We start from the raw sequence: 19669 nt of genomic DNA, 5'->3' as shown, positions 1-19669 counted from the left end.
ATCACGTTGCCGCCGCCAGAAAATCCAGAAGATCATCCGCCGTTCCCGGGGGTTTAAAGTCGACCTGCTCGATGTATTCGCAGGCGCGCATCAGCACCTGCTTATTGGCGTTAGCGCTTGCCGCGTTTTCGCGCGTGCTCACCTGATACAGCTTCCAAAGAAGGGTCCATTTGGCGATCTCTGTCAGATCGGCCTCACCAAACCTGCTTTCCTGGATGAATGCCGAAAGGAAGACGGACCAAGACCCGGACGCTTGCGCCTCGAAGTAGTCGCCAATGCACAGGTCCCGGGCAAAGCTTCCCCTGCCGGTCCATTCAAGATCGACGATGCCGGAGACACGCGACCCGTCGCACAGCAGGTTCCCGAAATGCCAATCCCCGTGCACAAGCCGATCTTCCGTCCTGTCGCGCGTGTCCAACAGTGCAATGCATGCCTCTGCCCGCTCAAACTCTGCGGTCGTCAGGCGGGTGCGGTCTCGCGCTTGGGTTCGGCAACGCGCGATCACAGGGCCAAGGCGCCAATCCATGAGGCCGTGGGCCGGGATCTCGATCCGGTGAAGCCGTGACAGGTGACGCGCGGCGGATCGTGCGAGGCTGCGCCGGTCCGCTTGCGACAGCTTTGGCCAGACGGAGGTGACCGGCACGCCGGGGCATAGCGTGGTCAGCTGCCAATGGAAGCCCCCCTCCACACCATGAGCCATCAGCTTTGGAATGGTGGCGATATCCGCCAGCAAGGCCATGGCCGCACGTTCGTTGGCATAGGCAGTGGCCGCATCTGCGCGGCAGGCCATACGCAACACGAATTGATCTGCGACCACAAAACTGCGCGCGCGAGTGCCATCGTACCAAGGCACCACAGACGCACGCGGCACCGCCAACCCATTGCAAACAGCCTGGATCACCGCATGCAAACCAGGATCGTCAACGACCGCGTGCCGGGGATTTGTGGCGGTAGCGCTCATTTGTAGACCCAGTTTTCGACCTGGGGAAACTGGGTCATCGGACAAATCGGGATCAGACCGTCCGCCCTGTCCAACCGCGGATCGCGACCGTCATCGCTTTCAAAGGCCAGCACGGGGCACCCGGTACATCCCTTCCTTTTCTCGAAAAATGCCCAACCGGGCGCGTCGTACCAGATGCTTTCAAGGGACTGGGACCGAAGGTTGCCCAGGGAATTCTCGGTCGGCGATGCGACCGAGCAGCCAAAGATCTCTCCTTCGGGGTTCACAAAAACATAGTCGCGTTCCCGCGCGATGCAGTGCACGTTGAACGAGGTGTTATCCCGGTAGTGCGTTACCTCGTCGGGACGCAGAAAGGCTGGCTCGTACCGGACTTTTCCGATCCGGGGTTCCCAGTGGGCGCGGCTTGCCTCGAGATCGTCGCAGAACTTCTTCCACCGGGCGGGCGGTAGTGACAGGTTCGAATTGCGACTGCCCCGCCCGATCTCCGTGAAATAGGCATACGTCAAAACATTCACCCGGATGCCCAGATCGTCGAGCAACTGCGGTATCAGATGCGCTTCTTCGATGTCGTGCTGGGTCACCGTGCAGTAAATGCGTACATCGAGACCAATCGCACCTGCGGCGCGCGCGGTGTCGAGCACCTTTTCGAAACCACCCGGAGCGCCCCGAAACCCATCATGCGTCAACGCCGTCGCCCCATCGAGGCTGAGGTTCAGGATCGACAGTCCTGCGGCGCGCAATTTCAGCAATTGCGGCGCGCGGATCGTCATGGCGTTGGTCTCGACGTAGGTGCGCACGGCCCCTCCTTTCGATGCGACGCGCACGTATTCCAGAAGATCACGGCAAAGGGTCGGTTCACCCCCGGTGAATGTGATCCGCTGCACACCCAATGCATGTGCTTGGTGAATGAGGCTCAGGATCTCATCACGGTCCATTTCGTTGTCCATCGCCTGGCGCGAGTCCGGCAGACAATGGGGACAGGTCAGATTGCAGCGGTTCGTGACACAGATCCAAAGCTTGTTGGGCGCGGGCCTACGGGGCATGTTTGAGAGATCTCCTGCTCTGCTCGATTGGGGGTCGGGGATGGCGGGTTTGGGCACTGCCGCGCCCCCTTTAACGGGGCGGGGCGTCAACCCCGGGGCTGTCCTCACGCAGCCGCACGCGGTCGCGCGCTGCTGACGTCATCGATCACATGGTCGCTGACCTCGAAAAGCCCGCCGACGGTTCTGAGATCATCGTATTTCACAACCGGGCCCAACCGCTCGAACCGACATCCGGCGCGCCGCAATATCCGCTCCACGAACACGTCATAGACAGAGATGATGTTCTCGATCCCGGCCATCTGCGCGGTGGAGAACAGGCCGAAAAGCAGTTCACGGGTGACGAGATTGATCCCCTCGGGACCAACTTCCCTTGAGGCTTCCGTATCAACGCAGAAACGCGAGCTCTCCAGAATGAGAGGGTGGCGTATGACCCCTGCCGTGCCCATCACCTCGGAGAAAACATCTGACAACATATGTGGCCCGGTTGTGGGCAGCAGTCTCAGCGACGCCATGAGTTTCCGGTTTTCGGAGAGGACACACACGTAAAGCGGGTTCAGATCGTCGAACCTGTCCTTCTCGAGGCCATCCCTGACATCGACCCGCCATCCACGACGTTCTCCGAATTGCCGGGCGCGCAACCGGTACATCTGCTCGAAGATATCGGCATGAGTTTCACGTTCCGCTTCATAAGCTGTCAAAATCACGACGGCCTCCTACGCTTGGAAAGTCACACCGTCATCGTAGGTTCGCGGAGACGCATTCGGCACTACAGTAGAATTACCGTATCAGCGGGGGGAAGCCGGGGGGATAATCGCCGACTGCACGAAGGCATCGGCGATAATGTGCCCTTGGTGAATGGCTTTCGACACGGCCTGTGCCTTGGTGGCCGCTCCGAGCTTGGCCAGCGCATTGCTCAGGTAGAACTCCACCGTACGCTCGGACAAGCTCAGGATGCGCGAGGTTTCCCAGGACGTCTTTCCCAGGGCAGCCCATTGCAGCACCTCTTTCTCGCGTCTGGTCAGATGCGTTCGGGTGCGCCGCGCGGGCTGCGCCATTTTCCGCAGGGCTTCACGGTGCAACAGATAGGCGAAATAGGTGAAATCCGAGACGCCGTGCCGCAGATACCGCGACCAGTCCATCGGGGCCAGATCAGCGTTGAGCGACACCAGCGCGGTCTCGCCGCTCGCCCCTCTCACGGGAATTGTCACCCCCTGATCGGAGATACCAAACTCCTTCGCCTCGCCAAAAAAACGGCGGGTGTTTTTCTTGACCTTCGGTATCTTGGACCAGTCGATGGGCAGGAACTTGTTCATGCCCGTCAGGACAATGGGATCGATCTCTTCATAGTTTCTGGAAAAATAGTGGTGCTGCCATTCCTTGGCATAGGTGGTCATCAAAGTGCCGTCGCTATCGGGAACGGCCCTGCCGCTGACAAAGAAATAGGTGATGTTCGAGAACCCGAACTTCTCCGCAATCCTGGACAAGAGGCCGCATCCGTTCCTGGCCCCTAGACTTTCCCGATTGTCCACGAAGTATTCAGACAGACCACCCGTCAGCATCTTTCTCACCCTTTCAGCACATTCGATTTCCAAGGATGCGCAGAAAGCTAGCACACGTCAGGCGGGTGATGTGACGGCGAACCAATCCATAGGTGTATTACCGCGAAAACGTCGAAAGGCTTCGGCGAAAAATCGCAACCGGCAGGGGGCATTTCTGCACCTCTACCGGGTGCGCTGCGTATCTCTACACGGTCACGTCAGGCGGGTTTTGCGGACAAAGTCAGCCCTCGGTCGTCGGGCCGATTTTTTGGGGGCCTGTACTGGCCAAACGCGCTAAGCTTCAACCGTATCAACTATTTCCGCGAATTTGGCAAAGAACTTGGCGGCGAGTTTTTTGGCCGTGCCCTGGATCAAGCGGGACCCCAATTGCGCCAGCTTTCCGCTGACATCCGCCTTGGCGGTGTAGGTCAGGATCGTCACCCCGGCCTCTTCCTCCAGGGTCACGTCTGCGCCGCCCTTGGCATGACCCGCCGCACCGCCGTTGCCCTGCCCGGACAATGAAAACGCGTCCGGCGCGCCGGCGGTGTCCAGCACGACATCCCCTTTGAACTTTGCCTTGACCGGTCCGACCTTGAGCACGACTTTCGCCTCCAACTCAGTGTCGGAGTGTTTGATCAGCTCTTCACATCCGGGGATGCATTGCTGCAGGATTTCCGGATCGTTCAGGGCTTCGTAAACGCGGGCCTTGGGGGCGTTGATTGTAATCTGATCGCTGAGTTCCAAAGGGTTGTCCTCCTTAACAACATGGGAATTTGATGGTAGCCAGCAGGTCGGCCTGTTCTTTGGTTGGCGCGGTGCGCGCGCAGCGGCACAGCAAAAGGCTGAGCAGGCGTTTCATTCACTCAGCTCCTGCTGACGCTGGAAACCGGCAAGATCTTCCGCCGTATCGATGTCGCGAAAGAAGGCCGGGTCCGCTGTCTCGGCGCAGTGCACATGCTCGGGATGGGCCCGGGTGAAAGACCGGCACCCTGGATCGCGCGGGTTCGCCAAAAGAAGCGGCTTAAGTGCTCTGGGGATCACCAAGGGATTGCCGCGCACCGCACTGTTCACCGGCACGGTGATCCTGCGCGGGGCCTGCGCGCGATGTTGAGAAAGCAACCAGATCAGATGTTTAGGCGACAGCAAGGGCTGGTCACCGAGCATCATCAGCGTGGCCTCTGCCTCGGCAGCGGCTTCAAGTCCGCAGGCGACGGATGATTTCTGCCCGCACTCAAAAGCCGGGTTGTGGACGAATGTGACCGGAAGACCTGCAAGCGCCGCTTCAATGTCCTCACGCTGATGACCAGTCACAACCATCACGGATCCATCGCAGATTCCAGTCGCCACCCGCACCACCCTGCGGATCATCGGGATGCCTTCGATCTCGATCAGCAGCTTGTTGCGCGCGCCCATCCGGCGTGAAAGCCCGGCGGCCAGAATGATTGCACCGCAGTCAGCCATGGTCACCCTCGGTCCTTTGATGGCGGCGGCGTACTTCGGTCAGTTGCGCAAGGATGGAGAGGGCAATTTCGTCAGGCGTTACCGCGCCGATTGCCAAGCCTGCGGGCGCTTGGACGGCTGCAACTGCCTCTGCCGGCACGCCCGCCGCGATCAGCTTTTGCGACAAGGCAGCAAACTTCTTGCGGCTGCCGACGAAGGCGGTGAAATCAGCCGTCGCGTTCAAAGCGGCCTGCAGACAAGCCAGATCATTCTTGCCTTGTGTCGCGACCACGATCATCCGGGTTTCGCCCGCGGAAACCGGAGCCATCTCCCGATCCACGGCACCGGTCACGACCGACCACTGAAACTGCGCAGCCAACCGTGCGAGCGATTGCGCGACGGGCGCTTCACCATAGATGATCAGCTGCGGCAAGGGCAGGATGAGCTCCACAAAGATGTCCATCGAGCCTTTGGAGGGGCAGCCGTTGCGTGCGAATTTGACACCTTCGACATCGTCGCCCGGCGCGATCCCCTTTTCATCCAGCAGATCCTGCGGGTGCAGCGAAATGAGCTGCGGCGTCCCTTCGGACATCGCGCGGCGCGTGGCCTGAGCAATGGCACCGCGCACACAACCACCCCCGATCCAGCCCTGCAGGATCGTACCATCTGCGGTCACCAGCGCCTTGGCGCCCGGCTTGGCAGCGGTGGCTCCCAGCGTGCGAATGACGGTGGCAATTGCAAAGGGCTCACCCCGCCCGCGCATGTCTTCGGCCAGTTCGGCAATGTCAGCATCGGTCAGCTCTGCCGGGGTCATAGGCGCACCAGCTCCCGGTCGAGCGCGGCCAGATCGGCCAGCGTGTTGGCAGGGCAGAAAAGGTCCAGATGCGGCATCGCGGCTGCCATGCCCTGCGCGACAGGTTCATAGCCATCCCACCCCTTGAGGGGATTCAACCAGATGATCTTGCAGCCGCGCTTTTTCAGAGCCGCCAAGGCGCCGCCGATCTGATCGGCACTTTCCGTGTCATATCCATCCGACAAGATCAGCACGACCGTGCGCCCATCGACGAACCGCCGCGCATAGCCACGCGCAAATTGCATCAGCGACGTGCCAATCCTGGACCCACCGCCAAACCCATCCGCCAGCAGCGACAGTCGCGCCAATGCCCGCATGGCATCCCGGTCCCGCAAGGCATCGGCGATGCGCACCAGCCGCGTGTGAAAGAGATAGGCATCGGTCGTCTCATCGGCCCGCATCATCCCGGCGATGAAGGCCAGAAAAACCTGCGCATACGTCGTCATGGAGCCTGATACGTCGCAGAGCGTCACGATCTTCAACGGGCGGTCCGGGCGATGCTTGCGCGGCAGCCGTATCGGCTCACCACCGGTCGACAGGCTTTGGCGGATCAACTTGCGGAAATGGATCTGGTCGCCTTTGCGGGCCTGCCTGCGGCGGCGCGACCGCCTGTCCCGCAGGGCGGCACCCAACCGTTCCGCGACTTGCTGCGCCTCGGCAATATCTTCCGGCTGCACCAGATCGCGCAGGTCTTTCTTCATGCGCGCCTCGTTCAAGGTGGCCAGAAGCCTGCCTTCGCCGTCCGCGTCCGCCGGATCATCGCCTGCATCAGGTGTCGTTGGGGCCCCGGCGGTCCCCTCCGCCTCCTGACCTTGCGCGTTGCGCGATGAATGCACGTGGTCGGAGACTGGCGCCGTCACCGGTGTCGTTTTCGGAGCCACGCGTCCGCCGTTCATCCAGAACGCATCGAACAGATCATCAAACCGCGCGGTGTCTTCGGCGGAGCCACAGCACACCGTCCTCAGGGCATGACGCACCTCTGTAGGCGCGCAGGGGGCAACGTGGGTCAGCGCTGTCAGGGCCAGTTCCGCCTCGCCCACCCCCAGGCGCAGTCCGTTGTCTCGCAGATGCGCGATAAACCCCCCCATGCGCGCGGCGGGGCCGGGATCGCGCGCGGCAAATCTTGTTACCCGGCTCACGCGGCTTTGCCCGCCAGGCGTTGCGCAACCTCGGCGGTGATGTTGTCGCGATCCGTCTGCGTTTTCAAAAGGGTGGCCAGCGTGGCCTGCAGGACCACTGGGTCCCGCGTCAGATCGGCAATTCCAAGCCCCATTAAGGCCGATGCAAAGTCGAGCATCTCTGCAATGCCCGGCTGTTTTTCAAGCTCTTCCTTGCGCAGAGACTGCACGAACCCGACAATCTGGCCCGCCAGTTCCGTCTCGATCCCGGCACAGCGCGCTTTCAGGATCGCCAGTTCCGTCTGACGATCGGGATAAGCCACATGGGCGTAAAGACAGCGGCGGCGCAACGCATCGCTGAGGTCGCGCGTCCCATTGGCCGTCAGGATAACAATCGGACGAGAGGTGGCCACCAGCGTGCCCAACTCCGGCACGGTGATCTGAAACTCCGACAGAACCTCCAGCAGATAGGCCTCGAACTCCTCATCCGCCCGGTCGATCTCATCAATCAACAGGACGGGGGGCTCAGGCTGGCGGATGGCCTTGAGCAATGGCCGCTCCAGCAGGAATTCTTCGGAGAAAATGCGTTCCTCGACGCTGCGCCCGGTCTCACCGTCTTCCGCGGCGGCGCGGATCGATAGCAGCTGCCGCTGGTAGTTCCATTCATAGATCGCCTGTTGCGCGTCGAGCCCCTCATAGCACTGCAGCCGGATCAACTGCGTGTCCTGCACGGCGGCCAGCACCCGGGCGATGTCTGTCTTCCCTACCCCGGCGGCCCCTTCCAGCAACAGCGGCCGACCCAGCGCCAGCGACAGGTGCACCGCCATCGCCAGATCATCGCCCGCGACGTAGCCCTGTTCCGCCATCGCGGTTTGAAGCGTTGTCCAATCCATCTCAACTTCCGATCCAATTAGGGCGCACAGGCCCCCCACCAGCGGTTTCAGTCGTGCAACCCAAGTTCATTGGCAGTCTTCCAAATCCGCCAATGATCATGGGGCATGTTCGTCTGACGCAGGCCAAACGCGCGGAAAGCGTCATGTACCGCATTGGAAAAACAGGGCACGCCGCCCACATGCGGGCTCTCGCCCACGCCCTTCGCCCCGATGGGATGGTGCGGCGACGGGGTCACAGTGTGGTCGGTCTCGTAGTTCGGCACCTCCCAAGCCGTCGGCAGAAAGAAGTCCATCAGCGTTCCGGTCTTCACGTTGCCCATGTCATCATAGGCAATCTCCTGCCCCAGCGCGACGGCGAGCGCTTCGGTCAGACCGCCATGCACCTGCCCTTCGATGATCATCGGGTTGATCCGCGTGCCGCAATCGTCCAGCGCATAGAAGCGGCGGATTTCGGGCACGCCCGTATCCACGTCGATGTCCATGACGCAAACGTAAGCACCGAACGGGTAGGTCATATTGGGCGGATCATAGTAGCTGACCGCCTCCAGCCCCGGCTCGATCCCCGGGATTGCCTGATTATACGCGGCAAAGGCGATTTCCTTCATCGTCTTGAACTTCTCGGGCGCGCCCTTGACCACAAAACGATCCACGTCGAATTCCACGTCGTTGTCGTGCACCTCCAGCAGATAGGCCGCGATCATCTGCGCCTTGGCGCGGATTTTGCGGCCCGCCATCGCGGTCGCCGCACCTGCCACGGGTGTTGAGCGAGAGCCGTAGGTGCCCAAACCATACGGTGCCGTATCTGTATCACCCTCTTCGATGGTAATGCTGTCGGCGGGCAGGCCGATCTCCGAGGCAAGGATTTGCGCGAATGTCGTGGCGTGGCCCTGACCCTGCGAAATCGTGCCCAACCGCGCGATTGCGGACCCTGTGGGGTGGATGCGGATTTCACAGCTGTCGAACATGCCAAGACCCAGGATATCGCAGTTCTTGACCGGTCCGGCCCCCACGATTTCGGTGAAGAAACTCAATCCCACGCCCATGAGCTTGCGGGTCTTCCCGGCCTTGAAGTCCTCGACCCGCTGCGCCTGCTCCGCGCGCAGCCCATCATAATCGACGCTTGTCAGCGCCTTGTCCCAGGCAGTGTGATAATCCCCGGAGTCGTATTCCCAACCAAGCGCGGCCTTGTAGGGGAACTGCTCTTTCTTGATGAAGTTGATCCGCCGCAGCTCTGCTGCATCCATGCCCAGCTCAATCGCCAGAACCTCCACCATCCGTTCGATGAAATACACCGCTTCCGTCACGCGGAAGGAGCAGCGATAGCTGACCCCGCCCGGTGCCTTGTTGGTATAGACGCCGTCCACCTCCAGAAAGGCGGTTGGAATGTCGTAGGAGCCGGTGCAGATGTTCATGAACCCTGCGGGGAATTTCGTGGGGTCAGCGCAGGCGTCAAAGCCGCCATGGTCGGCGGTCACGTGACAATGCAGCCCAGTGATTTTGCCCTCTTTGGTGGCGGAGATCTTGCCCGTCATGTGGTAATCGCGCGCGAAGGCCGTGGTCATCAGATTGTCCATCCGGTCTTCGATCCATTTGACCGGCTTGCCCGTCACAATGGAGGCGACGACGGAGCAGACATACCCCGGATAGGCCCCGACTTTGTTGCCAAAACCACCGCCAATATCAGGCGAGACGACACGGATATTGTGCTCTTCGATGCCGGAGATCAGCGACACCACAGTGCGGATCGCATGCGGCGCCTGAAAGGTCCCCCAAAGCGTCAGCTTGCCGTTGACCTTATCCATCGACGCCACGCAACCGCAGGTTTCCAGCGGGCAGGGGTGCGTCCGGTGATAATACATGCTCTCCTCGACAAGCACCTCCGCATTGTCGAGCACCTGCTGGGTGGCTTCCTTCTCGCCCGCCTCCCAGGTGAAGATGTGGTTGGGGTGCGTGCGCGGACCATGGGCGCCATCAGGGATTGAACCGTCGTCCGCCACGAGATCCTCGCGCAGAACCACATCTGTTTTCATCGCTTCGAATGGATCGACGATCACGGGCAGTTCTTCGTACTCCACCTCGACGGCCTCGATGCCGTCCGCCGCCGCAAACCGGTCTTCGGCCACCACAAAGGCCACTTCCTGGCCCTGAAACAGCACCTTGCCGTCGGCCAGCACCATCTGCTTGTCCCCCGCCAGCGTCGGCATCCAGTGCAGACCCAGCGGCTCCAGATCAGCCGCCGTCAGAACGGCCAGCACGCCGGGGACCTTCAGCGCCTCTTCGGCGTTGATACTGGTGATCCGCGCATGCGCATAGGGCGAGCGCACAAAGTCGCCAAAGAGCATGCCATCGAGCTTGATGTCATCGACATAATTGCCCTTGCCTTGCGTGAACCGGGCGTCTTCGACCCGCTTGCGCGAACAGCCCATGCCTTTGAGGTTGGCGACGCGATCGTCGCGGCTTTCCACTTCGTCCTTCATTCCGCGGCCTCCTTTGCAGCATTCATCTCGGCCGCAGCGGCGAGGATGGATTTGACGATGTTCTGATATCCGGTGCAGCGGCAGAGGTTGCCCGCCATACCAAAGCGTATGTCCTCTTCACTCGGGTTGGGGTTCTCTTCCAGCAGCTTGGTGGCCCGCGTGATCATCCCCGGGGTGCAATAGCCACACTGCAGCCCGTGATGTTCCTTGAACGCCTCCTGCAGGGGGTGCAGGCTGTCGGGCGTGCCGATGCCCTCGATGGTGGTAATCTCCTTACCGTCCGCTTGCGCCGCAAACATGGTGCAGGATTTGACCGACTTCCCGTCGATGGTCACCGTGCAAGCGCCGCAATGCGAGGTTTCACAGCCGATATGCGGCCCGGTGATGTTCAGCCGCTCGCGCAGCGTGTAGATCAGCAACTCTCGCGGTTCGGCCAGAAACTCCTCATCCTTGCCGTTGACGTTCAACTTGATGTGCATCTTCTTTGACATGATTTTCCTCTCTGCCCTGTCTCTTCGCTCCGTGAGGACGAACCTCAGGCGCGCGACCAGGCACGCTCAATCGCGCGGGCCAGGATGACGCCGGCAACGTGTTTCTTGAAAGCGACCGGACCCCGGTTGTCTTCCGTGGGATCAATATCGCCGAGCATGGCCGCCTTGGCCGCATTGAGTGCTGCCGCGTCAACGGCTGTGCCGACAAGTGCCGCACCGGCATCGACGGAGTAGATCGGCGTATCGCTCAGGTTGGTCATGGCGATGGAGGCTGCCGTGCATTTGCCGTCCTCCTTGATGATCTGAACGGCGGCCGCCGCCGTGGCATAATCCCCGATTTTGCGCTTTTGCTTTTCATAGGCGTATCCGCCCTGCGGCGCGGGGATCGACACCGAGGTCAGCACCTCTTCATCCTCGCGCGCGGTCATATAGGCCGCCTCGTAGAAGTCGCGCGCCGCAACGCTGCGTTCCCCATCCGGACCGACTAGCAAGAACGTCGCATCAAGACATTGCATCAGACCCGGCATGTCGTTGCCGGGATCGCCATTGGCCACATTGCCGCCCACGGTCCCCATATACCGCACCTGCGGATCTGCGATCTGCAGTGCGGCCTCGCGCAGGATCGGGGCTGCCGCTTCAAGACCGGCGTGGTTGATCAGATCGTGTTGCGTGACCATGGCCCCGATGGTCATCTGCCCGTCCTCGATGAAAATCTCGTTCAGGCCATCAATAGCCTGAAGATCAATCAGATGCGGGATCTCCGCCATGCGCAGTTTCATCATCGGGATCAGGCTGTGCCCGCCCGCCATGACGCGCGCGTCATCGCCATGCTCTTTGAGTAGGGCGATCACATCATCCATCTTCGTCGGACGATAGTAATCAAACGCTGCCGGTATCATGAATGTCCTCCCTGCCATGACCATGAGTAGCTGGCTGAGAGCATGCGACCGTGACCCTGCGGGCGGCATCCGGATTTAAGTCGATCGAGAGGTTTTCTGCACGAAATGCGCCATGGGATGCACGAAATGCGCGGGCCTAGACGCCCAGGGCGTCCCGCACATCCCGCAGTCGAGACCGGCTGACCGGAACCTTTTTCAGATGCGTCACATCGAAATGACACACGCCGTTGTCCTTGAGCCGCTCGAAGCCGGTGACAAAGGCCGGATTGACCAGATAGCTGCGATGCACCTTGATGAGCGGCCCCTGCGCCAGCCGCTTGGTGGCTTCGGTGATCGACCAGACGCAAAAGAGCTTGTCCGTGGCCGTGTAGAGATGGGTGTAGTGACCCTCTGCCCGGATGGCTGCAACCGCATCGGTGCTCACAAAGAGGGTGCGGCCCTCCTGCTCGTACGGGATCTGCGGGGGGACGGTTCCTGCAGAGGTCGATTTCTCCGGCTCGGGGGCCGGCTCTGGTCGCGCCGACACCTGGCGATTTCCTGCAGGCGGGGCAAGCACCGTAACGCCAGTCAGCAGGAAGGCACCGCATAAGACGAAACTGCTCAACACGACGCCGATGGCCAACACCTCGTTGCTGATCAGCGGGCCGACCTCGGTCAGCACGTCGACCTCCACAAAGCTGGTGCCGCTGATGGCGATGAAATGCACGGCGAAAACCGCGAAGCCAAAGAAAAGCGTGCCGACAACGATGCCACGCTGCGACCTGTTGCCGTAAGCGATGGCAAAAGCCGCGATGTTCAACACGCAGGAAGAAATCACCGAAAGGCCAATACCGAGAGGCGTATAGAGCGCCTGGCACAGTTCCATCGCTGACATGCCCAGATAGTGCATGGCCAAAACGCCGAGCCCGACAATCGTGCCTGCCAGCACAAGCGTGGTCCTGGTGCGCTTCCAGAAATGCAGGATCAACAGCGCGAGGCCCACAACCAATATCGCGACAAGAGCCGACGCCAGCGTGATCGCCGCATCATAATAAAAGAGGATGGGGAGTTGCAAGCCGAGCATTGCGACGAAATGCATCGACCAGATGCCACCGCCCAGCGCGATGGCGGCCAACACGATAAGAATTTTGCGCTGCTCGATACTCCGCTGAGACAGGCCTTGGGTCAGCGACAAACCGGTGAATCCAGACATCAGCGCCACGAACAAGGATGCAATGACCAGCATCGGGCTGTGAGAGAAATCCAACGGCTCCATAGGGTATCCCTAGCCCATTGCACAATTGCGCCGCAAGTCAGGCGTAGGGGATTGAATAGCAACGCTATTGATACCGATTGAACGGGCATTGCCAGTGTCAGTACGATAGATGATCAGCGAACAGGATGGTGGCCGATTTCAGCGTCCGGAGTGCCGCTCAAATCACCTCATGTGCTCTCAATCGGAACTTTGTCGCCGATCTTTCGACCAAACCCAAAGTTGTTGGTGTACAATCTCTGCTATTCCGCCAATTCTTGCAACCATATGGCGAAACAGGTTGCGCCTGTCAGATGCCACATCAAAAAACATAAGGGAGATAAAAAATGACCAAACATCGAATTTTGGCTACATCGACACTTGTTTCACTGGCTCTTTGTCAGCCTCTCTGGGCGGCGGACACCCATCCGGTCACAGGAGAACCGCTGGCCGCAGATCAGACCTTTCAGTATCGCTTGCTGGACCAGTTTCCCTCCATCGATCCGCAACTGATCGAGGAAACCGTTGGCGGCCATCTGGCGCGCCAACTGTTCGAGGGGCTTTTGACGCAGAACGCCGATGGCACCCTGCGCCCCGGCGTGGCCGAGGAATGGTCCTCCGAGGACAACCAGACCTGGACCTTCAAGCTGCGCGAGGACGCGCGCTGGTCCAATGGCGATCCGGTGACGGCACAGGATTTCGTCTTTGCCTGGCGCCGTGCGGCGGACCCGGCCACGGCCTCTGAATACGCGTGGTATGTGGAGCTGAGCCAGATCACCAATGCGGCGGCGGCGATTGCCGGTGAAGCCAGCACCGAAGAGCTGGGCGTGCGCGCCATCGACGACCGGACGCTTGAGGTCACGCTGACCCAGCCCCTGCCCTACTTTCCGCAGATGACGGTGCACTATACTTTCATGCCGACCCACCAGCCGACGGTCGAGGCCCATGGCGCGGCCTGGACCAACCCGGCCAATATCGTCTCGAACGGCGCCTATACGCTGGACGATATGGCCACGAATGAATTCGTGCGGCTGGTTCAGAACCCCGAATACTGGGGCGCCGAGGATGTGATCATCACCGAGATCACCGGATTTGTGATAAATGACGCCAATCAGGCGCTGACCCGATTTCACGCGGGCGAGTTCGACATGATGGATGATCTGCCCGCGGGTAGCTATCCGCGCCTTGAAGCGGAGATGCCGGATGTGGCGCATTCTGTGCCCCGGCTATGCTCGTACTACTATACCGTCAATCAGTCCGAAAGCGGCCATGAGGCGTTGCAGGACCCGCGCGTGCGCACCGCCCTCAGCTATATGATCAACCGCGAGGTGATCACTGATCAGGTGCTGAAAGCCGGTCAGGCCCCCGCCTTCAGCTTCACCCATTGGGCCACGGCTGATTTTGAACTCCCCGCGATCGACTATTCGCTGTGGAGCCAGCAAGAGCGCATGGAAAAGGCCGTGGCGCTGATGGAAGAGGCGGGCTATGGCCCGGACAACCCCATCGAGGTCAACCTGATCTACAACACCTCCGAAAACCACAAGCAGATCGCGACCGTGGTCAGCCAGATGTGGCGACCCCTGGGCGTCACGACGGTGCTGAACAACTTCGAATGGCAATCCTATCTTGAAATTCGTGGCAATCAGAACTTCGACATCGCCCGCTCGGCCTGGTGTGGGGACTACAACGAGGCCTCAACCTTCCTTGACCTTCTGACCTCGAACAACGCCAACAATGACGGCAAATACATTAATGAAGAGGTCGACCGGCTGATGGCCGAGAGCGTCACCATGTCCGACCCGCAACCGGTCTATACGCAGGTTGAGCAGATCCTCGCAGAGGATATGGCGATCCTTCCGATCTACCACTACACACAAACCTTCGTGCTGGATCCGACCATCAAGAACTGGCCGACAGAGAACGTGGAAAACAACTGGTACGTGAAAGACATCTACCGCGTTGCATCCGAGTAAGGCGCAGTGGAGCGGGTGACTTCATCCGCTCCGGCGCTACATCCCAAAGATGATAGTTTACATAATCAAGCGCCTGCTCGTCGCGATCCCGGTTCTGCTGATCCTGATCGTCAGCACGTTCATCCTGATGTATGCAGCCCCCGGCAGCCCCTTTGCGACGGAACGCGGCATCCCGCCCGCGGTGCTGGCCAACCTGCAGGCGCAATACGGGCTCGATCAGCCGTTTCACATCCAGATCTGGCGGTATGTGGTCGGCGTAGTCACCGAATTCGACTTCGGCCCCTCCTTCATCTATCGCGATCAGGATGTGAACGCCCTGATCGGCCAGGGCTTTCCGGTCACGCTGACCTACGGATTCTGGAGCTTTCTGGTCGCCGTATTGGTCGGCGGCAGCCTGGGTATCCTCGCCGCCGTGCGCCACAATACATGGCTGGACTACCTGGCGGTGGGAATCTCCATCGGGGCGCAGGTGCTGCCGAACTTCGTGCTGGCGCCAATCCTCGTGCTGACCTTCACGCTCTGGCTCGGCTGGCTGCCCGGTGGTGGCTGGCAGGGCGGCCAATGGCAATTCGTGATCCTGCCCGTCATCGCGCTCTCCACGAGTTTCATGGCCTCGATTGCGCGCATCTCCCGCGCCTCCATGCTCGAAGTGCTGACCTCGAACTACATCCGCACCGCGCGCGCCAAGGGCCTGCCGATGCGCCGGGTGATCTTCCGCCACGCGCTCAAGCCTGCCCTGCTGCCGGTGATCTCCTACCTCGGGCCCGCCTTCGTCGGCATGATCACCGGGTCCGTGGTGATCGACATCTATTTCTCCACCGGTGGCATCGGGCAGTTCTTCGTGGCCTCGGCGCTCAACCGCGACTACGGCGTGATGATGGGCATCACCATCCTGCTCGGCGCGCTGACGATCTTCTTCAACCTTCTGGTCGATGTGCTCTACGCCTGGATCGACCCGAAAATCAGGTATTAGCCGCATGTTCGCAACCAAATCCGTCGCCGACGATCTGGCGGGCGCAGCCCCGATCAAGGGCCGGTCGCTCTGGGCCGATGCGCGGGCACGCTTCTTTCGCAACCGGGCGGCGGTGGCCGGGCTGATCGTACTGATGCTGGTCACGGCCTTCGCGCTGATCGGTCCGTTTATCGCGCCCTGGAACAACGAGGACATCGACTGGAACGTGCTCGGCAACATCATTGAGGCCGGTCGACCTTCGCTCGAAAGCGGTCACTGGTTCGGGACCGATCCCGTTGGCCGCGACCTCTTTGCCCGCACCGTGCAAGGCACCCAGATTTCCTTGTTGGTGGGCATCGTCGGCGCGCTGATCTCTGTGGTTGTGGGCACGCTCTACGGGGCGATTGCGGGATATTTCGGTGGGCGCATCGACAACGTGATGATGCGGATCGTCGATGTACTGATGTCGATTCCTTACATGTTTGTACTGATCCTGCTGCTGGTGGTCTTTGGCCGCTCGCTGCTGATGCTCTTCATCGGCATCGGGCTGATCAGCTGGCTCGACATGGCGCGTATCGCCCGCGGGCAGACGCTGACCCTCAAGGGCAAGGCCTATATCGAAGCCGCCATCGCCACCGGGGTCCGGCCCTTCACCATCATCCTGCGCCACATCATCCCGAACCTGCTGGGCGTGGTGATCGTCTATGCGACGCTGCTGGTGCCCTCGATGATCATCTATGAGAGCTTCATCAGCTTTCTGGGCCTTGGCGTGCAGGAACCGCTCACAAGCTGGGGCGCGCTCATCAACGATGGCGCCTCCGAGATGAACAACGGCACGCTCTGGATGCTGACCTGGCCCCTCTTTTTCTTCGTCATCACGCTCTTCGGCTTCTTCTTTGTCGGCGACGGGCTGCGCGATGCACTCGACCCGAAGGATCGGTAATCCATGGCACTTCTCGACGTCACCGACCTCACCGTCAGCTTCGACACCCCCGACGGAACCGTGAAAGCCGTGAACGGCATGACCCTCTCGCTCGATCCCGGCGAAAGCCTCGCCATCGTCGGTGAAAGCGGGTCGGGCAAGACCCAGCTGGCCTTCTCCATTCTCGGCCTTCTCGCCAAGAACGGCACCGCCGGCGGGTCCATCCGCTTTGACGGTCAGGAAATCCTGAACCTGCCGGAGGCCAAACTGAACCACATCCGCGCCAATGAGATCGCGATGATCTTTCAGGATCCGATGACCTCACTGAACCCCTATCTGCGCGTCGGTGACCAGATGGCCGAGGTGCTGATGCTGCACAAAGGGGCGTCCAAGCGCGACGCCTTCGCGGAAAGTGCCAGGATGCTCGACGCCGTACGCATTCCGGACGCCCGTGCCCGGCTCAGGATGTATCCGCACGAATTCTCGGGCGGCATGCGGCAGCGGATCATGGCCGCCATGGCGCTGCTCTGCCGTCCGAAACTGCTGATCGCGGATGAGCCGACCACCGCGCTGGATGTGACCGTCCAGAACCAGATCATGGAACTGATGGCCGATATCCAGCGTGATTTCGGCACAGCCCTGATCCTGATCACCCACGATCTGGCCATTGTCGCGGGCTCCTGCGTCAAGACGCTGGTGATGTACGGCGGGCGGGTGATGGAGGTGGGCGCCACCGATGATGTCTTCGCCGACCCATCGCACCCCTACACGCGCGGTCTGCTGAACGCGGTCCCACGTCTCGATGTCCCGCAGGACAAGCTTGAGACCATACCCGGCGATCCGCCCGATCTCACGGCGCTGCCTGCGGGGTGCCCCTTCAGCCCCCGCTGCCCGGCCAGTCATGCGCCTTGTGCGGCGACCATGCCGGTGCAGGAAGCGTTTGGAGCCGGGCGTCTGCGCGCCTGCCACGCGGCGCGGGAGGCAGTGGCATGAGCGCCCCGCTGCTGGAAACCCGCGACCTGAGCGTCACCTTCAAGGTCGCCCAGCAAGGGGGATGGCCCTGGAGCCCGCCGCGCGAATTGCACGCCGTCAAGCAGGCCTCGCTGAGGCTGGAGCCGGGCCGAACCCTCGGACTGGTCGGGGAAAGTGGCTCGGGAAAATCCTCGCTGGCCCGTGCGATTGTCGGCACCGTCCCGGTCAGCGACGGCCAGGTGCTTTGGCGTGGTACGGATGTCATCGGCATGAACGCCGCCCGCCAGCGCGCGCATGGGCGGCACGTCCAGATGGTCTTTCAGGACCCGCTGGACGCGCTCAACCCGCGCATGACGGTTGGTCAGATCGTGGCAGAACCGCTGCGCACCCACTTTCCCGACCTCTCCCGGGAACAGATCCGCAGAAAAGTCGGCGCCATGATGGAACGCGTGGGTCTGCTGCCCGCGTTGATCAATCGCTACCCGCATGAGTTTTCGGGAGGTCAGTGCCAGCGTATCGGCATCGCCCGCGCGCTGATCACCGAGCCTGAGCTGGTGGTCTGCGATGAACCCGTGAGCGCGCTGGACGTCTCCGTTCAGGCGCAGGTCGTGAACCTCTTGCAGGAATTGCAGCGCGAGATGGGGCTGGCCCTGCTGTTCATTGCCCATGACCTGAGCGTCGTACGCCATATCTCGCACCGGATCGCGGTGATGTATCTGGGCCGGATCGTGGAAACCGCGGCGGCGCAGGAGCTGATCACCAATCCGCGCCATCCTTACACCAAGGCGCTGATCGCCTCCGTCCCGATCCCCTCACCCGAGGCAGAGCGCGCACGCCACCGCCCGGTTCTGGAGGGCGAACTGCCCTCACCGATGGCGCCGCCCTCCGGCTGTGTCTTTCGCACCCGTTGCCCCATCGCACGGGCCAGCTGTGCCGAGGCGATACCGCCTGTCACGCATATCGGGAACGATCATCACGTCGCCTGCCCGTATCATTCCGAAACGGCACCACCGGCGCAGTAAGCCCTTGGGGCGGCAGAGATCCGTCTCTCATGCCCGGTTTGTCAGTTGATCAAAATAGACCAGAGAGCCGATGCGCAGTGTGCCATCAAGGCGCAGAGAGCTCGCGGTCAGACGTGTCCAAATGTTCACGACCGCCGTCCCAAGACTGTTGAGAAACCCGGTTACTTGGAGACCCATCCCATTTCCCGCAGCGCCGCGATACGGGACCGCGCGATGGGCACCCGCCTGCCATCCTGAAGGCAAACGACTTTGTCACGTCCCTTGGTTTCGATGCTCCTGATTGCATCGCGGTTCACCCACCAGGAACGGTGCACACGCAAGCCAGCGGCCTTGTCGAGCATTTCTTCCACATCTTTCATCCGCCCTCGGACGAAGTGGCGGCCATTTGTCGATGTGATCTCGAGGTAGTGATCGAAAGCTCTCACCGTTTGGATCGTCGTATTGGCCCAGTCCAAGCCTGCCGGCGGACCATCCTGGGCCTCTGATGCACCTGACGTCTCTGTCTGCTCAGCTGCGCGCAACAATCGCTGCGCTGTCAGGGACAAGAGCACGACAAGTCCAGCAACCGGCATGACGGCGGGGGCCACAAACAGAACGAACTCGGGAATCGGATCAGGATTTTTCGGCAGTACCCACGTGTATTTCAACCCATGCAGCTGCAGCGCCACGATGGTATTTGCCACCAGCACCGTGCAGCATCCCGCCAGAACCTGAGAAAGACGGCCCCGTCCGAAAAGCCGCGAAAAGCCGATCTGGAGCGCAATTGTCTGGCCGATCACCAGACTCATGACAATCATCCAAAGAGCGAGGCGGTGGAGCGGGTCCAGATCTTCCGTTTCATAGGCACCGGCTGACGAGAAAACAATCGCCAGGCAGACTGTTGC

20 protein-coding genes are annotated in these 19669 nt (G+C 61.1%); 5 read left to right on the top strand and 15 right to left on the bottom strand.

The genetic code is table 11. From position 1 onward, the window contains the following. Window position 1: 1 nt before the first annotated feature. The 13 genes from ISX84_RS06100 to ISX84_RS06040 all read right to left on the bottom strand — a co-directional run bounded on the left by ISX84_RS06100 (window position 2) and on the right by ISX84_RS06040 (window position 12968). Window positions 2-961 carry a phosphotransferase family protein gene (locus ISX84_RS06100; RefSeq protein WP_195819464.1) on the bottom strand — a complete coding sequence of 320 codons (960 nt, stop codon included), beginning with the start codon at window positions 959-961 and terminating at the stop codon, window positions 2-4. Beyond that, window positions 958-2004, bottom strand: coding sequence for a radical SAM protein (locus ISX84_RS06095; RefSeq protein WP_195819463.1), 1047 nt, complete (start codon window positions 2002-2004; stop codon window positions 958-960). Before ISX84_RS06095 ends, ISX84_RS06100 begins: the two co-directional genes overlap by 4 nt. A gap of 104 nt (window positions 2005-2108) precedes the next feature. Continuing rightward, window positions 2109-2708, bottom strand: coding sequence for an acyl-homoserine-lactone synthase (locus tag ISX84_RS06090; RefSeq protein WP_326838711.1), 600 nt, complete (start codon window positions 2706-2708; stop codon window positions 2109-2111). Between the two features lie 81 nt (window positions 2709-2789). Continuing rightward, complete coding sequence (locus ISX84_RS06085; protein ID WP_195819462.1) at window positions 2790-3563, bottom strand: LuxR family transcriptional regulator; 774 nt, start codon at window positions 3561-3563, stop codon at window positions 2790-2792. A 273-nt stretch (window positions 3564-3836) separates the two neighbouring features. Further along, entirely contained in the window at window positions 3837-4286 is a 450-nt protein-coding gene (locus tag ISX84_RS06080; protein WP_195819461.1) for a CoxG family protein, read from the bottom strand. Window positions 4287-4397: 111 nt separating this feature from the next. Beyond that, complete coding sequence (locus ISX84_RS06075) at window positions 4398-5003, bottom strand: nucleotidyltransferase family protein (protein ID WP_195819460.1); 606 nt, start codon at window positions 5001-5003, stop codon at window positions 4398-4400. After that, a complete protein-coding gene (locus tag ISX84_RS06070; protein WP_195819459.1) occupies window positions 4996-5796 on the bottom strand; it encodes an XdhC family protein in 801 nt (266 codons plus the stop codon). Before ISX84_RS06070 ends, ISX84_RS06075 begins: the two co-directional genes overlap by 8 nt. Beyond that, the gene (locus ISX84_RS06065) at window positions 5793-6974 is read right to left on the bottom strand and encodes a vWA domain-containing protein (protein ID WP_195819458.1); all 1182 of its coding nucleotides are present in this window, start codon (window positions 6972-6974) and stop codon (window positions 5793-5795) included. The genes ISX84_RS06070 and ISX84_RS06065 overlap by 4 nt, the downstream gene beginning before the upstream one ends. Beyond that, a complete protein-coding gene (locus tag ISX84_RS06060) occupies window positions 6971-7846 on the bottom strand; it encodes an AAA family ATPase (protein ID WP_195819457.1) in 876 nt (291 codons plus the stop codon). The genes ISX84_RS06065 and ISX84_RS06060 overlap by 4 nt, the downstream gene beginning before the upstream one ends. Window positions 7847-7893: 47 nt before the next feature. Continuing rightward, window positions 7894-10323, bottom strand: coding sequence for an aerobic carbon-monoxide dehydrogenase large subunit (locus ISX84_RS06055; RefSeq protein ID WP_195819456.1), 2430 nt, complete (start codon window positions 10321-10323; stop codon window positions 7894-7896). Next, window positions 10320-10814 carry a (2Fe-2S)-binding protein gene (locus tag ISX84_RS06050; RefSeq protein WP_195819455.1) on the bottom strand — a complete coding sequence of 165 codons (495 nt, stop codon included), beginning with the start codon at window positions 10812-10814 and terminating at the stop codon, window positions 10320-10322. The genes ISX84_RS06055 and ISX84_RS06050 overlap by 4 nt, the downstream gene beginning before the upstream one ends. A 44-nt stretch (window positions 10815-10858) precedes the next feature. Beyond that, complete coding sequence (locus tag ISX84_RS06045; protein WP_195819454.1) at window positions 10859-11713, bottom strand: FAD binding domain-containing protein; 855 nt, start codon at window positions 11711-11713, stop codon at window positions 10859-10861. Between the two features lie 136 nt (window positions 11714-11849). After that, on the bottom strand, window positions 11850-12968 hold the full coding sequence (locus tag ISX84_RS06040; protein ID WP_195819453.1) for an MHYT domain-containing protein: 1119 nt from the start codon (window positions 12966-12968) through the stop codon (window positions 11850-11852). A gap of 323 nt (window positions 12969-13291) precedes the next feature. Between ISX84_RS06040 and ISX84_RS06035 the strand changes: the two genes are divergently transcribed. From ISX84_RS06035 to ISX84_RS06015, 5 genes are read left to right on the top strand one after another with little or no spacing between them, the layout of a single operon-like run. Next, the gene (locus ISX84_RS06035; RefSeq protein ID WP_195819452.1) at window positions 13292-14917 is read left to right on the top strand and encodes a peptide ABC transporter substrate-binding protein; all 1626 of its coding nucleotides are present in this window, start codon (window positions 13292-13294) and stop codon (window positions 14915-14917) included. 49 nt (window positions 14918-14966) lie between these two features. Then, entirely contained in the window at window positions 14967-15890 is a 924-nt protein-coding gene (oppB, locus tag ISX84_RS06030; RefSeq protein ID WP_195819451.1) for an oligopeptide ABC transporter permease OppB, read from the top strand. A 4-nt stretch (window positions 15891-15894) separates the two neighbouring features. After that, window positions 15895-16812: an ABC transporter permease subunit gene (locus tag ISX84_RS06025; protein WP_195819450.1), complete on the top strand. Its 918-nt coding sequence runs from the start codon at window positions 15895-15897 to the stop codon at window positions 16810-16812. A gap of 3 nt (window positions 16813-16815) precedes the next feature. Continuing rightward, entirely contained in the window at window positions 16816-17784 is a 969-nt protein-coding gene (locus ISX84_RS06020; protein WP_195819449.1) for an oligopeptide/dipeptide ABC transporter ATP-binding protein, read from the top strand. Next, entirely contained in the window at window positions 17781-18785 is a 1005-nt protein-coding gene (locus ISX84_RS06015) for an oligopeptide/dipeptide ABC transporter ATP-binding protein (RefSeq protein ID WP_195819448.1), read from the top strand. The genes ISX84_RS06020 and ISX84_RS06015 overlap by 4 nt, the downstream gene beginning before the upstream one ends. Window positions 18786-18812: 27 nt before the next feature. Here the strand turns inward: ISX84_RS06015 and ISX84_RS06010 are convergent, their stop codons facing one another. Together ISX84_RS06010 and ISX84_RS06005 are read right to left on the bottom strand one after the other, a co-directional pair. Beyond that, on the bottom strand, window positions 18813-18962 hold the full coding sequence (locus tag ISX84_RS06010) for a hypothetical protein (RefSeq protein ID WP_195819447.1): 150 nt from the start codon (window positions 18960-18962) through the stop codon (window positions 18813-18815). Continuing rightward, window positions 18947-19573: a LytTR family DNA-binding domain-containing protein gene (locus ISX84_RS06005; protein ID WP_195819446.1), complete on the bottom strand. Its 627-nt coding sequence runs from the start codon at window positions 19571-19573 to the stop codon at window positions 18947-18949. The genes ISX84_RS06010 and ISX84_RS06005 overlap by 16 nt, the downstream gene beginning before the upstream one ends. Window positions 19574-19669 lie beyond the last annotated feature (96 nt).

The sequence above is a fragment of the Roseobacter sp. MH60115 genome, assembly GCF_015644665.1.
GTDB lineage: Bacteria > Pseudomonadota > Alphaproteobacteria > Rhodobacterales > Rhodobacteraceae > Roseobacter.
This window is presented reverse-complemented; position numbering and strand designations above follow the sequence as displayed.

Coding starts and splice junctions, on each gene's coding strand:
- ISX84_RS06075 (WP_195819460.1), bottom strand. CDS start 5,003: ATGGCTGACTGCGGTGCAATCATTCTGGCCGCCGGGCTTTCACGCCGG.
- ISX84_RS06025 (WP_195819450.1), top strand. CDS start 15,895: ATGTTCGCAACCAAATCCGTCGCCGACGATCTGGCGGGCGCAGCCCCG.
- ISX84_RS06050 (WP_195819455.1), bottom strand. CDS start 10,814: ATGTCAAAGAAGATGCACATCAAGTTGAACGTCAACGGCAAGGATGAG.
- ISX84_RS06010 (WP_195819447.1), bottom strand. CDS start 18,962: ATGGGTCTCCAAGTAACCGGGTTTCTCAACAGTCTTGGGACGGCGGTC.
- ISX84_RS06015 (WP_195819448.1), top strand. CDS start 17,781: ATGAGCGCCCCGCTGCTGGAAACCCGCGACCTGAGCGTCACCTTCAAG.
- ISX84_RS06095 (WP_195819463.1), bottom strand. CDS start 2,004: ATGCCCCGTAGGCCCGCGCCCAACAAGCTTTGGATCTGTGTCACGAAC.
- ISX84_RS06045 (WP_195819454.1), bottom strand. CDS start 11,713: ATGATACCGGCAGCGTTTGATTACTATCGTCCGACGAAGATGGATGAT.
- oppB (WP_195819451.1), top strand. CDS start 14,967: ATGATAGTTTACATAATCAAGCGCCTGCTCGTCGCGATCCCGGTTCTG.
- ISX84_RS06020 (WP_195819449.1), top strand. CDS start 16,816: ATGGCACTTCTCGACGTCACCGACCTCACCGTCAGCTTCGACACCCCC.
- ISX84_RS06100 (WP_195819464.1), bottom strand. CDS start 961: ATGAGCGCTACCGCCACAAATCCCCGGCACGCGGTCGTTGACGATCCT.
- ISX84_RS06055 (WP_195819456.1), bottom strand. CDS start 10,323: ATGAAGGACGAAGTGGAAAGCCGCGACGATCGCGTCGCCAACCTCAAA.
- ISX84_RS06060 (WP_195819457.1), bottom strand. CDS start 7,846: ATGGATTGGACAACGCTTCAAACCGCGATGGCGGAACAGGGCTACGTC.
- ISX84_RS06035 (WP_195819452.1), top strand. CDS start 13,292: ATGACCAAACATCGAATTTTGGCTACATCGACACTTGTTTCACTGGCT.
- ISX84_RS06085 (WP_195819462.1), bottom strand. CDS start 3,563: ATGCTGACGGGTGGTCTGTCTGAATACTTCGTGGACAATCGGGAAAGT.
- ISX84_RS06005 (WP_195819446.1), bottom strand. CDS start 19,573: ATGAGTCTGGTGATCGGCCAGACAATTGCGCTCCAGATCGGCTTTTCG.
- ISX84_RS06040 (WP_195819453.1), bottom strand. CDS start 12,968: ATGGAGCCGTTGGATTTCTCTCACAGCCCGATGCTGGTCATTGCATCC.
- ISX84_RS06070 (WP_195819459.1), bottom strand. CDS start 5,796: ATGACCCCGGCAGAGCTGACCGATGCTGACATTGCCGAACTGGCCGAA.